19 protein-coding genes are annotated in these 21,166 nt (G+C 69.2%); 8 read left to right on the forward strand and 11 right to left on the reverse strand.

Features of this window, described 5'->3' with window-relative positions:
* Nucleotides 1-69: 69 nt before the first annotated feature.
* Nucleotides 70-2,562 carry a polynucleotide kinase-phosphatase gene (locus tag DMC61_RS33185; protein ID WP_125694236.1) on the reverse strand — a complete coding sequence of 831 codons (2,493 nt, stop codon included), beginning with the start codon at nucleotides 2,560-2,562 and terminating at the stop codon, nucleotides 70-72.
* Nucleotides 2,559-3,926 carry a 3' terminal RNA ribose 2'-O-methyltransferase Hen1 gene (locus DMC61_RS33190; protein ID WP_125694238.1) on the reverse strand — a complete coding sequence of 456 codons (1,368 nt, stop codon included), beginning with the start codon at nucleotides 3,924-3,926 and terminating at the stop codon, nucleotides 2,559-2,561. The genes DMC61_RS33185 and DMC61_RS33190 overlap by 4 nt, the downstream gene beginning before the upstream one ends.
* A gap of 63 nt (nucleotides 3,927-3,989) precedes the next feature.
* Between DMC61_RS33190 and DMC61_RS33195 the strand changes: the two genes are divergently transcribed.
* The gene (locus tag DMC61_RS33195; RefSeq protein WP_125694240.1) at nucleotides 3,990-6,008 is read left to right on the forward strand and encodes a thioredoxin domain-containing protein; all 2,019 of its coding nucleotides are present in this window, start codon (nucleotides 3,990-3,992) and stop codon (nucleotides 6,006-6,008) included.
* Here DMC61_RS33195 and DMC61_RS33200 read toward each other — a convergent pair.
* Nucleotides 5,989-6,447: a hypothetical protein gene (locus DMC61_RS33200; RefSeq protein WP_125694242.1), complete on the reverse strand. Its 459-nt coding sequence runs from the start codon at nucleotides 6,445-6,447 to the stop codon at nucleotides 5,989-5,991. The two genes, DMC61_RS33195 and DMC61_RS33200, sit on opposite strands and share 20 nt — an antisense overlap.
* Before the next feature lie 155 nt (nucleotides 6,448-6,602).
* Here DMC61_RS33200 and DMC61_RS33205 point away from each other — a divergent pair, with 155 nt between their 5' ends.
* The 3 genes from DMC61_RS33205 to DMC61_RS33215 all read left to right on the forward strand — a co-directional run bounded on the left by DMC61_RS33205 (nucleotide 6,603) and on the right by DMC61_RS33215 (nucleotide 10,540).
* On the forward strand, nucleotides 6,603-7,163 hold the full coding sequence (locus DMC61_RS33205; RefSeq protein WP_063277614.1) for a hypothetical protein: 561 nt from the start codon (nucleotides 6,603-6,605) through the stop codon (nucleotides 7,161-7,163).
* Between the two features lie 69 nt (nucleotides 7,164-7,232).
* Complete coding sequence (locus DMC61_RS33210; protein WP_125694244.1) at nucleotides 7,233-8,588, forward strand: glycoside hydrolase family 28 protein; 1,356 nt, start codon at nucleotides 7,233-7,235, stop codon at nucleotides 8,586-8,588.
* 65 nt (nucleotides 8,589-8,653) lie between these two features.
* Nucleotides 8,654-10,540 (forward strand): acyl-CoA dehydrogenase, encoded by a 1,887-nt coding sequence (locus DMC61_RS33215; RefSeq protein ID WP_125694246.1) that lies wholly within the window; start codon nucleotides 8,654-8,656, stop codon nucleotides 10,538-10,540.
* Here the strand turns inward: DMC61_RS33215 and DMC61_RS33220 are convergent.
* The 3 genes from DMC61_RS33220 to DMC61_RS33230 all read right to left on the reverse strand — a co-directional run bounded on the left by DMC61_RS33220 (nucleotide 10,497) and on the right by DMC61_RS33230 (nucleotide 12,528).
* Nucleotides 10,497-11,243, reverse strand: a complete 747-nt coding sequence (locus DMC61_RS33220) for a potassium channel family protein (protein WP_125694248.1) — start codon at nucleotides 11,241-11,243, stop codon at nucleotides 10,497-10,499. The two genes, DMC61_RS33215 and DMC61_RS33220, sit on opposite strands and share 44 nt — an antisense overlap.
* Before the next feature lie 38 nt (nucleotides 11,244-11,281).
* The gene (locus DMC61_RS33225) at nucleotides 11,282-11,653 is read right to left on the reverse strand and encodes a pyridoxamine 5'-phosphate oxidase family protein (protein WP_125694250.1); all 372 of its coding nucleotides are present in this window, start codon (nucleotides 11,651-11,653) and stop codon (nucleotides 11,282-11,284) included.
* A gap of 188 nt (nucleotides 11,654-11,841) precedes the next feature.
* Nucleotides 11,842-12,528, reverse strand: a complete 687-nt coding sequence (locus DMC61_RS33230) for a hemolysin III family protein (protein ID WP_369797418.1) — start codon at nucleotides 12,526-12,528, stop codon at nucleotides 11,842-11,844.
* Between the two features lie 86 nt (nucleotides 12,529-12,614).
* On the opposite strand from DMC61_RS33230, the gene DMC61_RS33235 reads away from it, so the two are divergent.
* Nucleotides 12,615-13,391, forward strand: a complete 777-nt coding sequence (locus DMC61_RS33235; RefSeq protein WP_037306485.1) for an isoprenyl transferase — start codon at nucleotides 12,615-12,617, stop codon at nucleotides 13,389-13,391.
* 60 nt (nucleotides 13,392-13,451) lie between these two features.
* On the opposite strand, the gene DMC61_RS33240 is transcribed toward DMC61_RS33235, so the two are convergent.
* Complete coding sequence (locus tag DMC61_RS33240; protein ID WP_016337182.1) at nucleotides 13,452-13,700, reverse strand: hypothetical protein; 249 nt, start codon at nucleotides 13,698-13,700, stop codon at nucleotides 13,452-13,454.
* Nucleotides 13,701-14,430: 730 nt separating this feature from the next.
* On the opposite strand from DMC61_RS33240, the gene DMC61_RS33245 reads away from it, so the two are divergent.
* Complete coding sequence (locus DMC61_RS33245; protein WP_016337181.1) at nucleotides 14,431-15,717, forward strand: PhoH family protein; 1,287 nt, start codon at nucleotides 14,431-14,433, stop codon at nucleotides 15,715-15,717.
* 61 nt (nucleotides 15,718-15,778) lie between these two features.
* On the opposite strand, the gene DMC61_RS33250 is transcribed toward DMC61_RS33245, so the two are convergent.
* The 3 genes from DMC61_RS33250 to DMC61_RS33260 are packed head-to-tail and all read right to left on the reverse strand — an operon-like array spanning nucleotide 15,779 to nucleotide 19,889.
* A complete protein-coding gene (locus DMC61_RS33250) occupies nucleotides 15,779-17,377 on the reverse strand; it encodes an alkaline phosphatase family protein (RefSeq protein WP_125694252.1) in 1,599 nt (532 codons plus the stop codon).
* The gene (locus DMC61_RS33255) at nucleotides 17,374-18,417 is read right to left on the reverse strand and encodes a glycosyltransferase family A protein (RefSeq protein WP_125694254.1); all 1,044 of its coding nucleotides are present in this window, start codon (nucleotides 18,415-18,417) and stop codon (nucleotides 17,374-17,376) included. The genes DMC61_RS33250 and DMC61_RS33255 overlap by 4 nt, the downstream gene beginning before the upstream one ends.
* Nucleotides 18,418-18,449: 32 nt before the next feature.
* Entirely contained in the window at nucleotides 18,450-19,889 is a 1,440-nt protein-coding gene (locus DMC61_RS33260) for a GuaB1 family IMP dehydrogenase-related protein (RefSeq protein WP_125694256.1), read from the reverse strand.
* A gap of 35 nt (nucleotides 19,890-19,924) precedes the next feature.
* Here DMC61_RS33260 and DMC61_RS33265 point away from each other — a divergent pair, with 35 nt between their 5' ends.
* Complete coding sequence (locus DMC61_RS33265; RefSeq protein WP_037340862.1) at nucleotides 19,925-20,395, forward strand: DUF309 domain-containing protein; 471 nt, start codon at nucleotides 19,925-19,927, stop codon at nucleotides 20,393-20,395.
* On the opposite strand, the gene DMC61_RS33270 is transcribed toward DMC61_RS33265, so the two are convergent.
* Nucleotides 20,381-20,785 carry a helix-turn-helix domain-containing protein gene (locus DMC61_RS33270; RefSeq protein WP_125694258.1) on the reverse strand — a complete coding sequence of 135 codons (405 nt, stop codon included), beginning with the start codon at nucleotides 20,783-20,785 and terminating at the stop codon, nucleotides 20,381-20,383. The genes DMC61_RS33265 and DMC61_RS33270 overlap by 15 nt on opposite strands.
* On the opposite strand from DMC61_RS33270, the gene DMC61_RS33275 reads away from it, so the two are divergent.
* On the forward strand, nucleotides 20,777-21,151 hold the full coding sequence (locus DMC61_RS33275; protein WP_233595040.1) for a DUF4440 domain-containing protein: 375 nt from the start codon (nucleotides 20,777-20,779) through the stop codon (nucleotides 21,149-21,151). The genes DMC61_RS33270 and DMC61_RS33275 overlap by 9 nt on opposite strands.
* Nucleotides 21,152-21,166: the final 15 nt, after the last annotated feature.

Consider the following 21,166-nt stretch of genomic DNA (forward strand, 5'->3'; position numbering starts at 1 on the left):
CTGCAATGAAGGGGTCTTTCATAGCAAAATTTGCAATGAAAGGCCCCTTCATTGCACGCCCGAAGCGCGTCAGAGGCGCGGATCGACCGGATCCGACTCCAGCGCCAGCACGGCGAACACGCACTCGTGCACCCGCCACAGCGGTTCCCCGCGCGCCAGCCGCTCCAGCGCCTCCAGCCCCAGCGCGTACTCGCGCGACGCCAGTGCCCGCTTGCGGTTGAGCCCCCGCTTGCGCAGGCGCGAGAGGTTCTCCGGCAGCGTGTAGTCCGGCCCGTAGATGATCCGCAGGTATTCGCGCCCGCGCACCTTCACCCCGGGCTGCACCAGTCCGCGCGCGCCGCGCGTCAGGTTCGCCGCCGGTTTGACGACCATGCCCTCGCCGCCCGCGCCGGTCAGCTCCAACCACCAGTCGACGCCGCGTGCCACCGACGCCGGGTCGGTGGTGTCGACGGCGAGTGTCCGCGTGCGCGTGAACCGGTCGCCGGTGAGCCGGTCCAGCAGCGAAAGATGCCACTCGTGCGGCCGGTCGTGGTACGCGTGGCCCTCCGACGCCAGGAGCTGGAACGGTGCCAGCCGGACGCCGTCGAGGCCGTCGGTCGGCCAGCAGTAGCGCCGGTACGCCTGCCGGTACGCGTCCACAGTGGACTCGCGAGTCCGGGTGCGGGCCAACAGTTCCGACACGTCGATCCCGCGAGCGGCGGCCGCGTCCAGCGACGCGACGGCGGCGGGCAGCACGGACTGCGCCGCTGCGCCGACGGCCGCGTACTGGCCCGAGATCAGCGACCCGGCTTTCGCGCTCCACGGCAGCAACTCCGCGTCGAGCAGCAGCCAGCCGGTGTCCAGTTCCTCGAACAACTCCGACGCCGCTTCGCGCACATCGGCGAGCAGTCGCGCGTTCTGGTCCGGAGTGAAGAACGGACGGCCGGTGCGGGTGTAGACCGCGCCGGGCCCCTGGATCCCGAACCGCGCGGGGGCCACGTCGTCGTCACGGCACACGAGTACGACGGCCCGCGAGCCCATGTGCTTCTCCTCGCACAGGACGTGATCGACACCCGCCGCGCGGAACTCGGCGAATGCCTCCTCGGGATGTTCGAGGTAGCCGTCCGCGGCGGACGTCGAACACGGCGCCATGGTCGGCGGCAGGTACGGCAGCCAGCGCGGGTCGACGGCGAAGCGGCTCATCACCTCGAGCGCCGCCGCCGACTGTTCGGCGGATACCCCGACCCGGCCGTGGTGCCGGGTCTCGACGATCCGCTTCCCGGTGACGTCGCCCAGTTCCAGCACCGCGGGCTCGCGTCCGCCCAGCGGCCGCGCCGGTTCGAGCGGCCGGGCCGGCTCGTACCAGACCTTCTTCGCCTTCACCGAGACGACTTCCCGTTCCGGGTAACGCAAAGCGGTCAGCTTGCCGCCGAATACGCAGCCCGTGTCGAGACACATGGTCCCGTTGATCCACTCCGGCTCCAACGTCGGCGTGTGTCCATAAAGGACCATCGCCTTGCCGCGGTAGTCGCGTGCCCACGGCAGCCGCACCGGCAGGCCGTACTCGTCGGTCTCGCCGGTGGTGTCGCCGTACAGCGCGGTGCTCCGGACCCGGCCGGACGCGCGTCCATGGAACTTTTCGGGCAGGCCCGCGTGCGCGACGACGAGGTTGCCGCCGTCGAGGACGTAGTGCGCGACGAGTCCATCGCAGAAGGCGTGCGCCTTCGCGCGGAAGTCCTCGTCCTGCGCGGAAAGCTGCTCCAGCGACTCCGCGAGACCGTGCGTGGTCTTGACGTTGCGCCCGTTCAGCGCGCGGACCAGCTTCTGCTCGTGGTTCCCGCAGACGACCAGCGCGCTGCCCGCCTCGGCCATCGCCATCACGCGGCGCAGCACGCCCGGCGTGTCGGGGCCGCGGTCGACGAGGTCGCCGACGAAGACGGCGGTCCGTCCTTCCGGATGCACGCCGTCGACGTACCCCAGTTCGGCGAGCAGCTCGTCCAGTTCCTCGCGGCAGCCGTGGACGTCGCCGATGACGTCGAACGGTCCGGTCAGGTCGCGACGGTCGTTGCGCAGCGGCTCGACGACGATCTCCGCCTCGGCGATCTCGGCCTCGCTCCGCAACACGTGCACGCGACGGAAACCCTCGCGCTCCAACGACTTCAGTGAACGGTGCAGTTCACCGCGCTGACGCCGGACGACGTGCTCGCCGAAGTCGCGGTCCGGCCGGGCCGCGTTGCGTTCCTGGCAGACCTTCACGGGCAGATCCAGCACGATCGCCGTCGGCAGGACGTCGTACTCCTTCGCCAGCTTCAGCAGGCTCGCCCGCGACGCGCGCTGGACGTTCGTCGCGTCGATGACGGTGATCCGTCCCGCTTCGAGCCGCTTCGCCGCGACGTAGTGGAGCACGTCGAAAGCGGCGCCCGAGGCGCTCTGATCGTTCTCGTCGTCGGCCACCAGGCCGCGGAAGTAGTCGCTGGACAGTACTTGGGTGGGCGCGAAATGCGTCCGCGCGAAGGTCGACTTGCCGGAGCCGGAGGCCCCGACGAGCACGACGAGGGACATGTCGGGAATGGTCAGTTTCATGCCACGGCCTCCTTCCGAGACGTGAAGACCGCCATTTGGGTCGGCGGTCCTGATTCCTGGGACTCCTGTCCCACCGGCAGGTGGCGGACGTCGTAGCCGCGCCGTGCCGCGACTCCTTCGGCCCAGGTGCGGAACTGCTCGCGTGTCCACTCGAAACGGTGGTCGGCGTGCCGGAACCGGCCTTCTTCGAGGAATTCGAAGTGCCGGTTGTATTCGGCGTTCGGCGTCGTGACGAGCACCGTCCGCGGCGCGGCGACCCCGAACACGGCGTGCTCCAGCGCGGGCAGGCGCTCCTCGTCGACGTGCTCGATCACCTCCATCAGCACGGCCGCGTCGTAGCCGGCCAGCGACGGATCCGCGTAGGTCAGCGCGGACTGCTTCAGGGTGATTCGCGACTTGTCCTTGAGCCGCTTTTCGGCGATGTCGAGCGCGCTCGCGGACACGTCGACACCGACGATCTCGGTGAACGACGGCTCCTTCTGCAGCACTCGCAGCAACGCGCCACCACCGCAGCCGAGGTCGAGCACACGCCGCGCGCCCGCTGCCCGGAGCGCCGCGAGCACACTGCCCTGACGCTGGACGGCCAGCGGTTCGGGCCGGTCCGGCTGCTCGGTGACCCGGGCCTCGGCTTCGGCGGGCACGTCGTCCGCCTCGGCGAGCCGGTCGAGCGCGTACGAGACGATCGGGCGACGGCGTTCGAGGTACCGGTTGGTGATCAGGTCGCGTTCCGGATGCGCGGCGAGCCAGCCTTCGCCGACACGCAACAGCTTGTCCGCTTCGTCCTGGCCGATCCAGTAGTGCTTGTCGCCGTCGAGGGCGGGCAGCAGGACGTACAGGTGCCGCAACGCGTCCACGACGCGCTGGGTGCCGGTCAGCCGGAGGTCGACGTAGCGGGAATCGCCCCATTGCGGGAACTCGGGGTCGAGCGGGATGACCTTCGCCTCGACCTGCCACCCGAGCGGTTCGAAGAGCTTGTGGACGACCTCGGCGCCGCCGCGCGCGGTCAGCGACGGGATCCGGATCTCCAGGTCGAAGCGCTCGTCGACGAGTTCCGGCCGGTTCGCGCACCGGCCGGCCAGCGCCGTGGTGAAGGCGGCCCGCAGCGCCACCGCCAGGTACGAGCCGCCCGCGTACGGACGGTCGTTGACGTACTGGGTCAGCGAAGTGCCGCCACCGCGCACGAGGTCGACCGGGTCGATCTCGACCAGCAGCGCGACGGTGCAGCGTTCGCCGGACGCCTCCGGGTAGAAGACGTGCGCCGTCCCGGCCGAGAGCGTGAGCGATTGCGCCTTCTCCGGATGCTTGTGCAGGAGAAAGCCGAGGTCGGTGGCCGGGTTCCGGGTGGTGGTCATGGTCAGGAGCACCGGACGAGTGTCGCTCAGACGGCCGTTCTACGCGCCCGCTTTTCGCCATGCGACCCTGGTGACATGTCGAACCGCCTGAAGGCCGCGACCAGTCCGTACCTGCTGCAGCACGCCGGCAACCCGGTGGACTGGTGGCCCTGGGGCGAGGAGGCGCTGGCGGAGGCGAAGCGGCGGAACGTGCCGATCCTGCTTTCGGTCGGCTACGCCGCTTGCCACTGGTGCCACGTCATGGCGCACGAATCCTTCGAGGACGAAGCCACCGCGACGCTGATGAACGCGAACTTCGTCAACATCAAGGTGGACCGCGAGGAGCGCCCGGACATCGACTCGGTGTACATGGCGGCCACGCAGGCGATGACCGGTCAGGGCGGTTGGCCGATGACGTGTTTCCTGACGCCGGAGGGGGAGCCGTTCCATTGCGGCACCTACTATCCGCCGTCGCCGCGGCCGGGGATGCCGTCGTTCTCGCAGCTGCTCGTCGCGGTCGCCGAGGCCTGGGGAGAGCGCCCGGACGAGCTGCGTTCCGGCGCCCGGCAGATCATCGCCCACCTCACGGAGAAGAGCGGGCCGCTCCCTGAGTCCGTTGTGGACAGTGCGGCGTTGGACGCCGCGGTCGCCACGCTGCGCAAGGAGTTCGACACCGGCAACGGCGGATTCGGGGGAGCGCCGAAGTTCCCGCCGACGATGGCGTTGAACTTCCTGCTCCGCCACCACGAGCGCACCGGCGCCGACCTCGCCATGGTCGAGCACACCGCCGAGGCGATGGCGCTGGGCGGGTTGAACGACCAGCTCGCGGGTGGTTTCGCGCGGTACTCGGTCGACGCGCGCTGGGAAGTGCCGCACTTCGAGAAGATGCTGTACGACAACGGTTTGCTCCTGCGGTTCTACGCGCAGTTCCACGGCGTGACCGGGCACGAGTACGCGCGGCGGGCGGTCGAAGAGACGGCGGAGTTCCTGCTGCGCGACCTCGGGACGGCCGAAGGCGGATTCGCCGCGTCGCTCGACGCGGACACCGATGGCGTCGAAGGGCTCACCTATGTCTGGACGCCCGCGCAGCTCATCGAAGTCCTCGGCGAGGAGGACGGTGCCTGGGCGGCCGAGTTGTTCCAGGTGACCGAGCGGGGCAATTTCGAGCACGGCGCCTCGACGCTGCGACTGCGCGAACCGCATCCAGAGGACGAAACGCGTTATGAGCGGGTTCGCCGTGCGTTGCTGGCCGCGCGCAACGAGCGACCGCAGCCCGCCCGCGACGACAAGGTGATCGCCGCGTGGAACGGGCTCGCGATCGGCGCGCTCGCCAAGGCGGGCTCGCGGCTCGATCGTCCACAGTGGATCGAAGCGGCGGCTCGCGCGGCGGCTTTCCTGATGGACACCCATTTCGTGGACGGACGCCTGCGCCGGACTTCCCGCGACGGCGTCGTCGGCACTACGGCCGGGGTGCTGGAGGACTACGCGTGCCTCGCCGAGGGGCTGCTCGAACTCCACCAGTCGACCGGGGAACCGCGGTGGCTCGCCGACGCCGTCACGTTGCTGGACCTGGCGCTGGCCCATTTCGGCGTCCCGGACTCGACGGGTGCGTACTACGACACGGCCGACGACGCGGAAGTCCTGGTGCAGCGGCCTTCCGATCCGACCGACAACGCGAGCCCGTCGGGAGCCTCGGCCTTAGCGAACGCCCTGCTGACGGCGTCGGTCCTGGCCGGGCACGACCGGGTGGGCCGCTACCGCGAGGCGGCCGAGCAGGCACTCGCCCGCGCGGGACGGCTCGCCGCCCACGCGCCGCGGTTCGCCGGGCACTGGCTCACCGTGGCCGAAGCCGCCGCTGCCGGGCCGGTGCAGGTCGCCGTCGTCGGGCCGGATGCCGCTTCACGTGCGGATCTGCTGGCCGCGGCCGTCGCGTCGCTGCCCGACGGCGCTGTCGTCGTGAGCGGGACTCCGGATGCCGAAGGGGTGCCGCTGCTGGCCGATCGGCCGCTGGTCGACGGCGCCGCCGCCGCGTACGTGTGCCGCGGTTACGTCTGCGAGCGGCCCGTCACCACCGCCGGCGACCTGCGGTCTCAGCTCACCAATCCCACGCCATAGGGGCGAAGGCGCCGCCGCCGGTTTGCGGTGCGCCTGCCGGTTTCACGGTGACCTGAGGTTTCGGTTTCGGCGGCTTCGTCGTGCTGGACGGCGGGACTCCGGTCACCGTGAACGTCCGGGTCGCCTTGCGTCCGTCGGTGCAGCTGAGCGTCGCGACGTACTTGCCCGGCTTCTTCACCACGCGCCCGTATCCGCCGTATTTCCCGAAGTTCCCGCCGATGGTCCAGCCGATCGGCTCGGCGAGCCCCGGTGAGGTCACCGGGCCTTTCGGGACACAGCCGCCCGCGCCCGCCCTCGTTTCGGCGTAGATCTGCTCGCCCGGCCCGAGCGGGGTCGGGCCGAGATACCAGCTGGGATCGGTGGTCGCGGCGGCCGGCGCGACCACCGCGAGCTGGGCGGCTCCGAGTACGAGAGCGCCGAGCATGACCTTCTTCAGCATGAGGTTCCCCTTCCTCGTCGGCTGCTAGGGGGAACACGTCCGCGCAGGTCATCAGGTTGCCCCGGGTTTCGCCGGGGGAGAACACACGTGAGTTTCGACTATTGCGGGCGTAGCGTCGGTAGCGTTGTAATCATGTAATTGAGGAGGCGGGTCAGATGGGACGCGGAAGCTGGAAAGGCCGGGGCGGCTGGCAGCAGGCGGACATCCCGGCGGCGGACGACGCGGCCGCGTGGTTCGGCGGCAGACTCCCCGACGGCTGGTTCACCGCAGACCCCGAGGTCACGGTGGATCGGGAAGAGATCGTCATCGTCGGTGAACTCCAGCCGCTCACCGGCGAGTACGCCGACGACGCGGCCCGCGCGGCGGCCGAGGACGGCAGGATCAGCCGGTTCCGCGAGGAGACCCGCGACGAGCGGATCGAGATCGCGCGCCAGGCCGAGCACCGCTATCAGCGCAAGGTCGCCTGGGGTGCGAGCCTCGGCGGCACGCGGCGGCTGTTCACCACGCATTCGGCACCGGTCATGACCAGGCTGCGGCAGCCGGAACGCCTGGTGCTCGACACCCTCGTCGACGCGGGCGTCGCCCGGTCGCGGTCGGAGGCGCTCGCCTGGGCGGTCCGGCTGGTCGGGGAGCACGCGGACGCCTGGCTCGCCGAGCTCCGGGAGGCGATGACCAAGGTCGACGATCTCCGCTCACAGGGACCGGATCTTTCCTGAGGCCGGGGTCCGCCCGTAGAGTCGGGATTCCGCCGTCTTCACCGAAGTCCTCTTGCGAAAGAAGGCGTCATGGACGGCAGATTCTCCCGGCGTTGGCTGATCAAGGGCGGTCTCGTGGTGGCCGCGAGCCCGCTGCTCGCGCCCACCGCCTCGGCGGCCCCGGCCCTGCCCTGGCCCGCGGCCGAAGACATCGTCGCGCGGACGAAACGGCCGGTCTTCCCGGACCGGATCTTCCCGGTGCTCGATTTCGGCGCCAGGGGTGACGGGAAGACCGACAACACCGCGGCGATCAGGAAGGCGATCGAGACGGCCAACGCGCGCGGCGGCGGGCACGTCGTCGTGCCGAAGGGCACCTTCGTCACCGGTGCGGTGTACCTCAAGAGCAACGTGGACCTGCATCTAGCGGCGGGTGCCGTGCTCGCCTTCGGTTCCGACGCCTCGAAGTTCCCGAACGTGCTCACCCGCTACGAGGGCATCGAGTGCGTGAACCGCTCGCCGATGATCTACGCGTACAAGGAATCCAACATCGCGGTGACCGGCAAGGGCACCCTCGACGCGGCGGGCACGGCGGCCTGGAACAAGGGCAAGGATCGCGCATACCTGGAATCGCTGGTGGCCAAGGGAATCCCGCCGGAGCGGCGGATCGTTCCCGGCTCCGGGCACGCCATGCGCTCCACGTTCGTCGAGCCGTACTCGTGCGACACCGTGCTCATCGAAGGGATCACGCTGAAGAACCCGATGTTCTGGCAGCTGCATCCCACGCTGTGCCGGAACGTCACGATCGACGGCGTCCGCACGGACGCGAGCACCGCGCATTCCAACACCGACGCCTGCGATCCGGAGTCCTGCGACCACGTCGTGATCGTGAACTCCCACCTCGGCGCGCACGACGACAACATCGCGCTCAAATCGGGCCGGGACGCCGACGGCCGCAGGATCGGCGTGCCGTGCGAGAACATCGTCGTCGCGAACTGCGTGATGGACGGCAACTGGGGCGCGATCACCTGCGGCAGCGAACAGACCGGCGGCATCCGGAACGTCTACGCGCACAAGCTCACCGTCACCGGCGAGACGAAGTACGGGCTGTACGTCAAGTCGAACACCTTGCGTGGCGGGTTCACCGAGAACGTCAACCTCGACGGTGTCTCCGGCACGTTCGTCCGCTCGGTCGTGTACGTGCTGCTGGACTACAACGGACAGACCGGCGCGTACGTCCCCCGGTTCGGGCCGTTCACCCTCAGCCGTTCCCGCGGCACGAAATGCGGGCAAGCGGCGTTCAACGTCCGAGGGTTGCCCAACTCACACGTTCGGGGTCTGCGGGTGAGCGATTGCCGCTTCGACGGCGTCGCGAACACGGAGAACACCCTGAAACACGTCGACGACCTGCGGTTCGAGAACACGACGATCAACGGTGAACCGGTCTGATTCGTCCTGCGCTTCCCGATGCGGTGCGGCACGCTGAACGCAGACCGCACCGCATCGGAGGAATCGTGGACACACCAGGACTTCCCGCGAAGATCGACCCGGACGTGCTGACCACCGTCCTGGATGGACGGTGGGCCGAGCTCCGCCGCGCGGTCCGCGACCAGATGGCCGCTGAGGTCTTCGAAGACCCGGTCGACGTCGACACCGAAGCGCACCGCGCACAAGTGCTCGAATGGCTGCGGCTGCTCGCCCGCACCGACCGGCCGGGGCTCGGCTTCGACCCGGCGTACGGCGGTGGCGGCGACGTCGGCGGCGCGTTGACGTCGTTCGAGATGCTGGGCTTCGGCGATCTCTCGCTGATGGTGAAGGCCGGTGTCCAATGGGGTCTGTTCGGCGGGGCGGTGCAGCTGCTCGGCACCGAACGCCACCACGAGCGGTATCTGCGTGAGATCAAGGATCTGGAGCTGCTGGGCTGTTTCGCGATGACCGAGCACGGGCACGGCTCGGACGTCCAGCATCTGCGCACCACCGCGACCTACGATCCGGCGACGCGCGAATTCGTCGTGCACACGCCGGACCGGGGCGCGATGAAGGAGTACATCGGCAACGCCGCCCGCGACGGCGAACTCGCGGTGGTGTTCGCGCAGCTGATCACCGGTGGCGAGTCGCGCGGGGTGCACGCGTTCCTGGTGCCGATCCGCGGCGAGAAGGCGCGTGGCGTCGAGATCGAGGACTGCGGCCGCAAGGCGGGCCTCAACGGCGTCGACAACGGGCGGCTCACGTTCGACCAGGTGCGGATTCCGCGAGAGGCGCTGCTCAACCGGTTCGGTGACGTCGCCGAGGACGGGACGTACACGAGCCCGATCGACAGCGACGGCCGCCGGTTCTTCACGATGCTCGGCACGCTCATCCGCGGCCGGGTCAGCGTCGCGGGCAGCGCCGGCAGCGCAACGAAACGCGCGCTGGCGCTGGCGATCCGGTACGGCGAGCAGCGGCGGCAGTTCGCGCGGCCCGACGGCGAGGAGGTCGTGATCCTCGACTACCGCGCCCACCAGCGGAAACTGCTGCCCGCGCTGGCGACGTCGTACGCGCTGCACTTCGCGCAGGAAGGGCTCGTCTCCAAGCTGCACGACATCGCCGAGGACGCACCGGAGGAGGAGCAGCGAGAGCTGGAATCGCGCGCCGCCGGGATCAAGGCCGTCTCGACCTGGCACGCGACGGCGACCATCCAGGCGGCCCGAGAGGCATGCGGCGGCTCCGGCTATCTCTCGGAGAACCTGCTCGCCGGGCTGAAGGCCGACACGGACGTCTTCACCACCTTCGAGGGTGACAACACCGTGCTGCTGCAGCTGGTCGCGAAGGGGTTGCTGACCAGCTATAAGGACCACTTCCAGGATCTCAGCCCGCTCGCGACCGCGCGGTTCGTGGCGGAACAGCTCGTCGAGGCCGTGATCGAACGAACGTCCGCGCGCAAGGTCGTCGAGCGGCTCACCGAAGCCGACGACGGCGACGTGCTCTACTCGCGCGAATGGCACCTGAAGCTGTTCGAAGACCGCGAAGAGCATGTGCTTGCCGGCGTCGCGCAGCGCCTGCGTAAAGCGGGCTCGGATCCCTTCGGTGTCTTCAACGACGCGCAGGACCACGTGCTGCGGGCCGGGCGGGTGCACGTCGACCGGGTGGTGCTGGAAGCGTTCGTCGACGCCATCGAACGCTGTGCCGACACGGAGGCTCGTGAGCTGCTGGAGCGGGTCTGCGACCTCTACGCGCTCGCGAACATCGAGGCGGACCGCGGCTGGTTCCTCGAACACGGGCGCCTGACGTCCGGGCGCTCGAAGGCCGTCACCGCCGCGGTGAACGCGCTGTGCGCCGACCTGCGCCCGCACGCGCGGACCCTCGTGGACGCCTTCGCTATCCCCGAGCCGTACCTAGCGGCTCCGATGCTGCGGGACTGACCTCGGCACGCTGCTCGGCGAGCTCGGCCCGCAACGCCTTGACCTCGCGGGTCAGCTCGTCGAGATGCTCGCGGGTCACGGCCTGCGCGGTCTCGTCGGCCTCGGTGACCCGGCGGATCAGCCACGACGCGAGCGTCGCGGTGACCACACCGAGCAGCGCGATCCCGGCCACCATGAGCCCGACCGCGACGATCCGGCCGGTGCCGCTGATCGGATAACGGTCGCCGTAGCCGACCGTGGTGATCGTCGTGATCGACCACCACACCGCGTCCGGGAAGTCGGTGATCGGCGCGTCGGGCTGGGTGCGCTCGGCGTCGAGCACGGCGAGCGCCGAACAGAACACGATGAGCGCCGTCGCGCCCACCGTGTAGACCACGACGCGGCCGCGCAGCGACAGGCCGGCGTTGTGGTTGAGGACGTTGAGCACCGTGACCAGCCGGAGCAGGCGCAGCTGCCGGATCAGCGGGAGCACGATGATCAGCAGGTCGAAGAGGTTGCTCTTCAGGAAGGCCCGTTTGTCCTCGGCGTGCTTGAGGCGGACGCCGTAGTCCAGGGCGAAAACCGCCCAAGCGAGCCAGGTGACGACCTCGCACCAGACCCGCCCGGTGTGCCCGAGCGAGGGCTGGAGGATCGGCCAGGCGTACGCGGCCAGGAACAGTACGGCGGCGCCGTTGAGCGGCCACTCCATCCGTTTTTCCCACATCGGACGTCTCCTCACCTGGCCTTTCCCAGGTGCGTACGTTAAGCGATGTCTAGGGCCGTTCCATAGAGTTTGTCGGTTTTGAGGGTGATGTAGAGCCTTCGCTCGCCTTCGGGTGTCCGTGTGACTTCGGAGAGTTCCGCGGTTCCTTCCACGACGGCGAAACTCCAGTGGTCGGCGCTGGAGACGTAGAGGGAGGCGGTCGGGTTGTTGCGCAGCTGCTTGACCTTCAGACGGTCTTCGGTCGTGCTGATCCGGATCTCGCGCGTCTCGGGGTCCCACGCGTAGAGGACGGTGGAGAGATGCGGGCGGCCGTCACGCTTGACGGTCGCGAGGGCGCCGAAGGTGTGTCCGGCGAGGAAGTCGCTGAGGGCCGCGTCGTCGAGGCGGCGGGGCGGTGCGTTCTTGGCCATGCGGTGATCATGGCTGGCGCGATGGGGGCGCGGAAGAAGGCACTTTCTTGTGCCAGAGGGAACACGCTTGTGTCCGTCCTGGTCACGGACACCGCACTCGCGTGATTGGAGACGTAACTCGCGTGATCGAAGGCGGAACACGGAGTTCCGTCTCCAATCACGCGAGTTGCGTGTTCGGGTACGCGAGGCTAGGCGTACATGGCCAACCAGATCGCGATGTAGTGCGAGACGGCGGCGAGAACCGTGCAGGCGTGGAAGTACTCGTGGTACCCGAAGGTGTCCGGGAAGTGGTTCGGCCACTTCACGGCGTAGAACACCGCGCCCAGCGTGTAGAACAGCCCGCCGACGCAGAGCAGGACGAGCGCCGCGACGCCGGCGTGCGTGGCCAGTTCGGGCAGGACGAAGACGGCGACCCAGCCCAGCGCGATGTAGATCGGCACGCCCAGCCAGCGTGGCGCGTTCGGCCACAGCATCTTCAGGGTGACGCCGCCGATCGCGCCGCCCCACACGATCGCGAGCACGATGTACCCGGTCGGCTGGGACATGGCCAGAAGGGTGAACGGCGTGTAGGTGCCGGCGATGAACAGGAAGATCATCGAATGGTCGGCGCGCTTCATCCATTCGTATGCTCGTGGGCTCCACAAGCGACGGTGGTACAGCGCGCTGACGCCGAAGACGCCGAGTACGGTCAGGCCGTAGACCGAAGTGGACAAAGCGGCGATACCCGACACAGTGGACGCCGCGAGGCTGATGAGGGTCGCGGCTCCGGCAACGGCGCCGAAGAAGGACCAGAAATGGATGTGCCCACGCAATCGAGGACGCGTGTCCACCACGGGCGCGGGGCCGGACGGCTGGGGTTCGGTCGCTACGCTCACTCTCTCAGGTTACGGCACCGTAGGTTTTTCGCCAGTGTCCGTGGCGCGTCCCACTGGGGCCCGCGGGGTGACTAGTCTCCACTGGCGTGAGTCTTCGGTCCTTCTTGTCAGACGTCGTGTACAGCGCCTACGGCAGGCGCCTGATCCAGCAGGCCAAGGGGCGCCATCCACGCCACATCGCCATCATGCTGGACGGCAACCGCCGCTGGGCGCGCGAAGCGGGCTTCACGGACGTCGCCGACGGGCACCGGGCCGGCGCCAAGAAGATCGCCGACTTCCTGAGCTGGTGCAACGAGGCCGACGTCGAGGTCGTCACGATGTGGCTGCTTTCGACGGACAACCTCGGCCGCGCGGCCGAGGAACTCAGCCCGCTGCTGAAGATCATCACCGACGTCACCGACGAACTCGCCGCGCCGCACACGCCCTGGCGGCTGCGCATCGTGGGCGCCCTCGACTTACTGCCGCCTGAGGTCGCGAAGGCCCTCAGCGCGGCCGCGGAGCGCACTGAGGGGCGCTCCGGAATGGAGGTCAACGTCGCGGTCGGTTACGGAGGCCGTCAGGAGATCGCCGACGCGGTCCGCAAACTCCTGCTCCAGCACGCCGACGAAGGCACCTCGATCCGCGAGCTCGCGAAGATCCTGGACGTCGACCATATTTCCGAACACATGTACACCTCGGGCCAGCCCGATCCGGATCTGATTATCCGTACCTCGGGTGAGCAGCGGCTTTCCGGATTCCTGCTCTGGCAATCGGCGCATTCCGAATTCTGGTTCACCGAAGCTTATTGGCCCGCATTCCGGCGCGTCGATTTTCTCCGCGCCATGCGCGATTACGCGTGGCGGCACCGGCGCTTCGGTTCCTGACCGGTGACATGACGAAGGCCCCGGCGTGCACTCCGGGGCCTTCGACGTCTTCACTGAAGATCAGTGGTGGTGGTGCTCCAGCGAGTGGAGGATCAGGGCCGGGGTGGTGGCGATGCCCGTGTAGGCACCCGCGACCAGCGAAGCGGCACCGTAGCCCAGCGCGCCGCCGCCCTCGATGAAGGTGTTGTAGGCGTCGCCGAACGTCGGGTCCGGGGTGCCGGAGGTGTCCCCAGTGGCGGCGAACGCGGTCCCGCCGACCATCATGATGCCCGCGGCGACGGCGGAAACGAAACCAGCCTTCTTCAGCACTTCGCACACTCCTTGGTAGAGATATTCAGGGATCGGGGGCACCGAAATCCGGTGGGGGTGTCCCGCAGTGAGAAAATTACTCGCTATTCAGGAGTTGTGACCGTTGCGTAAGCCCATTGTGTGAGGCTGAAAAGGCGCGTTTCACTCGGTCCGGTTCTCTGTCTCGGACACAAAATGCGGCCCGCTACCAAGCGTGGTAGAACCCTCGATCCCATCAGGTGAACGCCCTGCGTCGCGTTAATCCATCCGGGTCGCATCGACGAGCGTCCCTGAATGGAGATCATCACTACACACCGTGATGGTGACCAGGCGTTGATGTCACGCGACCGACAGTGAGATGACGGTTTGGCGAATCACCGTGGTGGCTGCCTGCGCGATCGGCCGGACGCAGGTACCTTCCGGAAGTGAGGGTTCGCGTCCCATGCGGACTCTCGCGGGAGGCCCTGGTCGTGGCGGTTGTCGACAGGGCGGCACAGCCGCCCAGTGGATGCACGAGGGGGCCGGCACCCGGCCCTCGCGGCCGTGCCGACTGACGTCGGAAGACGTCGGAAGGAGCGGTTAGCCAGGGAGGTGCCCGGCCCAGCGAGTGCGGGCGTGGTGCCACGCCCACGAGGGAGATGCCGTCGTGACTGCGCAGCGTTCACCCCGCAAGGCCTCTGGCCGTTCTTCGACCGGTGCCTCTGGCCCGGAGAAAGCCTCGATCTCGCCCGAATCCCAGCGGTCCACTTACGTGCTCGACACGTCGGTCCTGCTCTCTGACCCCTGGTCGGTGACCCGTTTCGCCGAACACGCGGTCGTGCTCCCGCTGGTCGTCATCAGTGAACTGGAGGCGAAACGTCACCATCCCGAATTGGGGTGGTTCGCGCGCGAAGCGCTCCGCATGCTCGACGACCTGCGTCGTCAGCACGGCAGGCTCGACGCGCCGATCCCGATCGGTGAGCACGGCGGCACCCTGCAGGTGGAGTTGAACCACTCCGATCCCACGGTGCTCCCGGTCGGCTTCCGCACCGACTCCAACGACCACCGCATCCTCGCCTGTGCGCTCAATCTGGCGGCGGAACGCGCGTCGGTCACGCTGGTGACCAAGGACATCCCCTTGCGCGTCAAGGCGGGCGCCGTCGGCCTCGAAGCCGACGAGTACCGCGCGCAGGAGGTGACGCCCTCGGGCTGGACGGGCATGGCGGACGTGGACGTCCCGCAGACCCTCGTCGACGCGCTGTTCAGCGGGTCTTCGGTGGATCCGGCGGAATTCGGGATGCCCGAGGTCGGTGAACTGCCCTGTCACACCGGGTTGAGGCTGCTCGCGGGCAGTTCGAGCGCGCTGGGCCGGGTCACCGCCGACAAGCGGATCCGGCTCGTGCGCGGTGACAAGGAGGCGTTCGGGCTGCACGGCCGGTCGGCCGAGCAGCGGGTGGCGCTGGATCTCCTGCTGGACTCCGACGTCGGCATCGTCTCGCTGGGCGGACGAGCCGGCACGGGTAAGTCGGCGCTCGCGCTCTGCGCGGGGCTGGAGTCGGTGATGGAACGCCGCCAGCACCGCAAGGTGGTCGTGTTCCGGCCGGTTTACGCGGTCGGCGGCCAGGAATTGGGCTACCTGCCCGGTTCCGAGAGCGAGAAGATGCAGCCGTGGGCGCAGGCGGTGTTCGACACCCTCGGCGGGCTGGTCAGCCAGGACGTCCTCGACGAGGTCTTCGACCGCGGCATGCTCGAGGTGCTCCCGCTGACCCATATCCGCGGCCGGTCGCTGCACGACACGTTCGTCATCGTCGACGAGGCGCAGTCCTTGGAGCGCAACGTGCTCCTGACCGTCCTTTCGCGGCTGGGCACGGCCTCGCGGGTCGTGCTCACGCATGACGTCGCGCAGCGCGACAACCTGCGGGTCGGGCGGCACGACGGCGTTTCCGCGGTGATCGAGAAGCTCAAGGGGCACCCGCTGTTCGCGCATGTCACGTTGACCCGCTCCGAGCGTTCGCCGATCGCGGCGCTCGTCACCGAGATGCTGGAGGATCACGGCTAGGCACATGTCATGAAAGGGTCGTTCAGGACATTTTTTGTCCTGAACGACCCTTTCATGACACTCACGACACCGGTTTCGCCCAGGGGAGCGGCCGTCCGTCCACGTCATCGGTGAGTTCGACACCGAGCATGGCCGAAAGGGTCGAACCCAGGTCGACGACGTCCAGATCCGGCAGCTTCGCGCCCGGTTCGAAACCGGGGCCGCTGGCGAGCAGGAGCCCGTCCGGCCGGTGGTCCCCGGTACGCCAGTGCTCGTCCGGGCCGTAGACGACGCCGGTCTTGGGCGACCAGACCGTCTCGATCGGTCCGGTGCGGGCCCAGTCGATCAGCAGATCCGGCAGTGTGTCGTCGGCTTCCCGGTCGTAGTGGTCGCTCGTGCGGGAAACCTCGCGCACGACGGGCTTCCCCGACGCGACGTTCACCAGCGAAAGCAGGTCTTCGGTCAGCTGCTCGCACACGGCTTCGTATTCGGCGCCGGGCCGGACGACGCCGTGCGGTTCGCGGCCCGCCAGGTTGATCCGCACTCCGCCGAAGACGAAGTTGTTGGGAGAAAGGTAGAACCGCTGCTTCGACCGCTGTTCGGCGGTCGCCCAGTTCGGCACCGCAGGCAGCGGGGCCGACGCGAGTCGCTTGCGCAGCAAGGGCATCGCGGCCGAAGCGAGCTTCGTCCTCAAAGGACGGGGGAGCGCGGAGTAGGCGCGTTTGGCCGTCGTCATCGCGCCACCGCCCCGCAGCCCTTCGGTCTCCACCGTGTCGAGCAGCCGCAGGATTTCGTGCAGCAGATGGCTTCCCTCGTACCGCGATCCCATGCCGTGGCTCAGCAGCACGAAGACCGTGGTGTCCGGTCCGGCCAGCGCGAGATGCTCGCCGATCGCCTCGTCGAGGCCGCGGTAGACCGCGCGGATCGGGTCCAGTTCCGCGGCGAGCGCCACATCGTGGTCGCGGTGCCCCGGGTCGTGCAGATGCCACTGCTGGTGGCCGATGCTGTGGGATTCCCCGTACACCGAAAGGAAAAGATCCCAATCGCCCTCGGCGAGCAGCTTCGTCGACACCTGGGTCTTCTGCCCGATCCCGGCGACGAGCCCGTGGGTCAGCGCGCGTTCCTCGTCCGGCGTGCGGTGCGGGCCCTCGCGGTGGAGGTAGTCGTCCGGTGCCCAGTCGCGGACCAGGTCGGGCTCGGCGGTGAGGATGGGGGTGAGCCCGAACTCGGCCTCGATCTCCTTCGCCAGCTCGGGTGGTGAGGTGTGGAAGCCGAAATGCCGGTCGTGGCAGGCGTATTCGCTCACCATGGCCCCGTTGATCGGTTTGTCCGCACGGGAATGCGGGACGTCGAGCACGGCGACCCGTTTGCCTGCGTCGGAAAGCGTCTCCCAGAACGGGGTCCCGCGGATCTCCAGCGGGCTGGTCAGCCGCCGTTCGTAGGTCTTGGTGTCGACCTCTTCCCAGCAGTGGAACCCGGTCCGCGCGGCGGTGCGCGCGGTGAAGAAGCTGCTCCACAGCGAGCCGACGAACAGGCCGTAGGGATTGTGCGTGGTCGCCGAAGCGCTGGTTTCGAGCAGGCGCGCCAGCGTCGGCACCTCGCCCGCGGCGGCGAGTTCCCTGATCGTGGTGGGATCGCACGCGTCGAGTGCGACCACGAGGATCTTGGCGGGCTCGGTCATACTCGGTGCTCCGGTCCTGAATGCTTGCGGCGGATGGCGGCGAAGTCGTCGTCGTAGGTCGGCCCGTGGGAGAGCCGGTCCCCGGAAGTCGTCGTGTAGTAACAGGAAATCGCCGGGACGACCAAGGGTGCGCGGTCCGCGGTCAGCGCCAGCAGCAGGTCCCAGTCGCCCATTTCGACCAGCGACTCGTCGAACCGGGCTTCTGGCAGGCCCGCCCGGTGCGCCACGGCGCCGATGTCGGCGAGATTCTCGCGCTCCAGGGTCTTCCGGTCGTAGCGGCGCAGGAACAACGTCGGCAGCCCGCCGATGTCGTCGATGACGAAGCCGCCGTAGGCCGCCGTGATCTCCGGATGCTCGCCGAACGCCCAGCCCAAGGCCTTGAGCCACAAGGGATGCATGGTGTTGTCGTCGTCGAGGTAGGCGACGACGTCGCCGGTGACCTCGGCCAGCCCGGCGTTGCGGGCGGCACAGACGCCACCGTGCTCGACGCGGATCGAACGGATCCGCGGGTCGTCGAAACCGGCGATCACCTTCGGCGTGGAATCCGAACTGGCGTCGTCGACGATCACCAGTTCCCAGTTCTGGTATCGCTGCGCCAGCACCGAAGCGACGGCGCGCGGCAGCAGCGCGGCCCGGTCGTGGGTGGGCAGGACGATCGAGATCTTCGGTGCGGCAAGGAGTTCGTGCTGATCGATCCAGTGCGTGAACGTGCGGACGTCACGCGCGGCCTCGAGGTTTTCGGTGCGGAGGTGCAGGCCTTCGAACGCGGTGTCGTGGCCGCCGAGCCAGCCGTCGAGCGCTCCCTGCCGGGCGTCGAGGGCGGCCTGCCGGTCTTCGACGGTGGAGATGCGCGCGTCGCCGTCCCGCAGGGCTTTGCCGTGGTCTTCGAGCCAGGCGGTGCGATGCTCCAGCGTGGCGCGCAATCGCTCGATCTCCGCCGCCTGCTCCGCGAGCGCGGCCCGCAGCTCGGCGATTTCTCCGTTTTCCGCGTGGCGGCGGTCGTCCCTCGCCGCCGCCACGATCCGTCTCAGGCGTCTCACCCGGTGCACCTTAGTGCTTCGGGTGCGCCGAATCACCAGCCCGACGGCAGCGGACGTCCTTCCGCGAAGCCTGCGGCGGACTGGATCCCGAGCAGCGCGCGCTCGTGGAACTCCTCCAGCGTCCGGGCACCCGCGTACGTGCAGGCCGAGCGGACACCGGAGCCGATGGAGTCGAGCAGGTCCTCGACGCCGGGGCGAGCCGGGTCCAAGGCCATCCGCGACGCCGAGATGCCCTCTTCGAACAGGCCCTTCTTGGCGCGCTCGAAGACGTTGTCCGTACGCGTGCGGGCGCCGACGGCGCGCTTGGACGCCATGCCGAACGACTCTTTGTACGGCTTGCCCTGCTCGTCGTAGCGCAGGTCGCCGGGGGATTCGTGGGTGCCGGCGAACCACGAGCCGACCATCGCCGCCGACGCGCCGGCGGCCAGCGCGAGCGCGACGTCGCGCGGATGCCGCACGCCGCCGTCCGCCCAGACGTGTTTGCCCAGTTCACGCGCCGCGGCCGCGCATTCGGCGACGGCGGAGAACTGCGGGCGCCCGACGCCGGTCATCATCCGGGTCGTGCACATGGCGCCGGGGCCGACGCCGACCTTGACGACGTCCGCACCGGCGTGGATCAGGTCGCGCGTGCCCTCCGCGGTGACCACGTTCCCGGCGACCACCGGGACCCGCGGGTTCACCGATCGGACGGCCTTGAGCGCGGAGATCATCTTCTCCTGGTGGCCGTGCGCGGTGTCGACCACCAGCACGTCGACGCCTGCCGCGAGGACCGCCTCGGCCTTCGCCGCGACGTCACCGTTCACGCCGATCGCGGCGGCGACGCGCAGGTTGCCGCCGTCGTCGACGGCCGGGGTGTAGATCTCGGCGCGCAGGGCCGCGATCTCGGTCAGGACGCCCGCGAGCCTGCCGTTCTCGTCGATGCCGAGCGCGAGGCGGCCGCCGTGGTCGTGCAGCCGCTCGAACACCTCGCGGGGCGGAGTGTCCAGCGGGACCGTGACGACCGCGGGCTCCGCGACGTCGGCGAGCCGCGCGAAGCGGTCTACGCCGGCGCAGGCCGCTTCGTCCACGACGCCGACGGGCTTGCCGTCCTCGTCCACCACGACGACGGCGCCGTGGGCACGTTTGCCGACCAGGTTCAGCGCGTCGGCCACGGCGTCGCCACCGGTCAACACCAGCGGGGTGTCCCACACGGTGTGACGGCTCTTGACCCAGGTGACGATGTCGGCGACCGCGGCCACGTCGACGTCCTGCGGCAGGACGACGAGCCCGCCGCGCCTGGCGACCGTTTCGGCCATCCGGCGGCCCGCGACGGCGGTCATGTTGGCGACCACGATCGGGATCGTCGCGCCGGTGCCGTCCACAGTGGACAGGTCGACGTCGAAACGGGACTCCACGTCCGACCGGTTCGGCAAAAGGAACACGTCGTCGTAGGTCAGGTCGTGAGCGGGCCCATGCCCGTCGAGAAAGCGCACGAGGCCCCAGGATACCCGCGTGGGACAATGACGGCATGACGGACCGGGACCGTGACGAAGCCGGACGAGCCCGCAACGCGCGCCCGCGGGACGGTCTCGGCAGGCCGCTCCCGTACGGCGCCGACGGTGTCGAGCGGCAGCCCGAGGGCATCGAACGCAGCCCGGAGGACACCATTTCCGAGGCGCAGCGCCTGCTCGACGCGGGCCGCCCGTTCCATGCGCACGAGGTGTTCGAGGACGCGTGGAAATCCACCGACGGCCCGGAGCGGGAGCTGTGGCGCGGCCTCGCGCAGCTCGCCGTTGGCCTGACCCACGCGGCCAGGGGGAACGGCAACGGCGCGGCTTCGCTGCTGGAGCGTGGCGCGGACAACATCGAGCCGTTCCGCGAGGCCGGGCCGCACGGGATCGACATCCCGGGGTTGCAGGCCTGGGCGCGGGCGATGGCCGAAGAGGTGAAGGTGCGGGCTCGGGTGGAGCCGGTCGCGCCTCGGCTACTGGGCCAGTAGGGCCGAACCTGAGCGGTACAGCTCGATCAGCAGCGGCCGCAGCGAGAGACCTGCCTCGGTGAGCCGGTAGCTGGTCCGGCTCGGGAAGCCCGGCAGCTCTTCGCGGACGGCGAGGCGTCGCGCGGTCAGGTCGCCGAGGCGTTCGGTCAGCACCTTCGCCGACAGGTCGGGCAACGCCGCGCGTAGGTCGCTGAAGGACCGTGCCCCGCCCATGAGTTCTCGCAGCACCAGCGTGGTCCAGCGGCCCGAGATCGCGGCGAGCGCGACCTCGACGGGGCAGTCCGGCTCCGGCCGCCGGGTGCGGCCGCGGGCGTCCGGGACGAGCTCGCCGTCGAAGGTTTCCGTTTGGTGACCTGCTTCGCGGTCGGTTTCGCTGTCCGCATGACGCATTCCCCCAGTGTGCCTTTGACCACCGACCCGGCCGAACATCCCTTCGTCTTCCAGGCCGCCTTCAACACCGGATCCGCCGAAATCCTCGACACGGTCTACGAATCGGACGCCGTGTTCGTCCGCCGGGACGGCGTGCGGGTGACCGGCGCGGACCGCCGGGCCGCGAACGGCGGGATCCTGGCGCTCGGGCAGCCGATCGAGGTGACGCCGCGCCAGGTGCACATCGCCGGTGACCTGGCGCTGCTGATCGTCGACTGGAGCATCGACGGACACCTCGCCGCGACGGCGACCGACGTCGCGAGGCGTGGCGAAGACGGGTTCTGGCGCTACGTGATCGACAACCCCTTCGGCATCGCCACGCCTTGAGTACTCGACATACCG

The organism is Amycolatopsis sp. WAC 04169 (genome assembly GCF_003947535.1).
Taxonomy (GTDB): Bacteria; Actinomycetota; Actinomycetes; order Mycobacteriales; family Pseudonocardiaceae; genus Amycolatopsis; species Amycolatopsis keratiniphila.

Excerpts from the sequence above, each read along its gene's own strand:
- DMC61_RS33205 (WP_063277614.1), top strand. The coding sequence starts at position 6,603 with ATGGGACGCGGAAGCTGGAAAGGCCGGGGCGGCTGGCAGCAGGCGGAC.
- DMC61_RS33225 (WP_125694250.1), bottom strand. The coding sequence starts at position 11,653 with ATGGCCAAGAACGCACCGCCCCGCCGCCTCGACGACGCGGCCCTCAGC.
- DMC61_RS33275 (WP_233595040.1), top strand. The coding sequence starts at position 20,777 with ATGACGCATTCCCCCAGTGTGCCTTTGACCACCGACCCGGCCGAACAT.
- DMC61_RS33185 (WP_125694236.1), bottom strand. The coding sequence starts at position 2,562 with ATGAAACTGACCATTCCCGACATGTCCCTCGTCGTGCTCGTCGGGGCC.
- DMC61_RS33200 (WP_125694242.1), bottom strand. The coding sequence starts at position 6,447 with ATGCTGAAGAAGGTCATGCTCGGCGCTCTCGTACTCGGAGCCGCCCAG.
- DMC61_RS33265 (WP_037340862.1), top strand. The coding sequence starts at position 19,925 with ATGACGGACCGGGACCGTGACGAAGCCGGACGAGCCCGCAACGCGCGC.
- DMC61_RS33250 (WP_125694252.1), bottom strand. The coding sequence starts at position 17,377 with ATGACCGAGCCCGCCAAGATCCTCGTGGTCGCACTCGACGCGTGCGAT.
- DMC61_RS33270 (WP_125694258.1), bottom strand. The coding sequence starts at position 20,785 with ATGCGTCATGCGGACAGCGAAACCGACCGCGAAGCAGGTCACCAAACG.
- DMC61_RS33210 (WP_125694244.1), top strand. The coding sequence starts at position 7,233 with ATGGACGGCAGATTCTCCCGGCGTTGGCTGATCAAGGGCGGTCTCGTG.
- DMC61_RS33220 (WP_125694248.1), bottom strand. The coding sequence starts at position 11,243 with ATGTGGGAAAAACGGATGGAGTGGCCGCTCAACGGCGCCGCCGTACTG.
- DMC61_RS33195 (WP_125694240.1), top strand. The coding sequence starts at position 3,990 with ATGTCGAACCGCCTGAAGGCCGCGACCAGTCCGTACCTGCTGCAGCAC.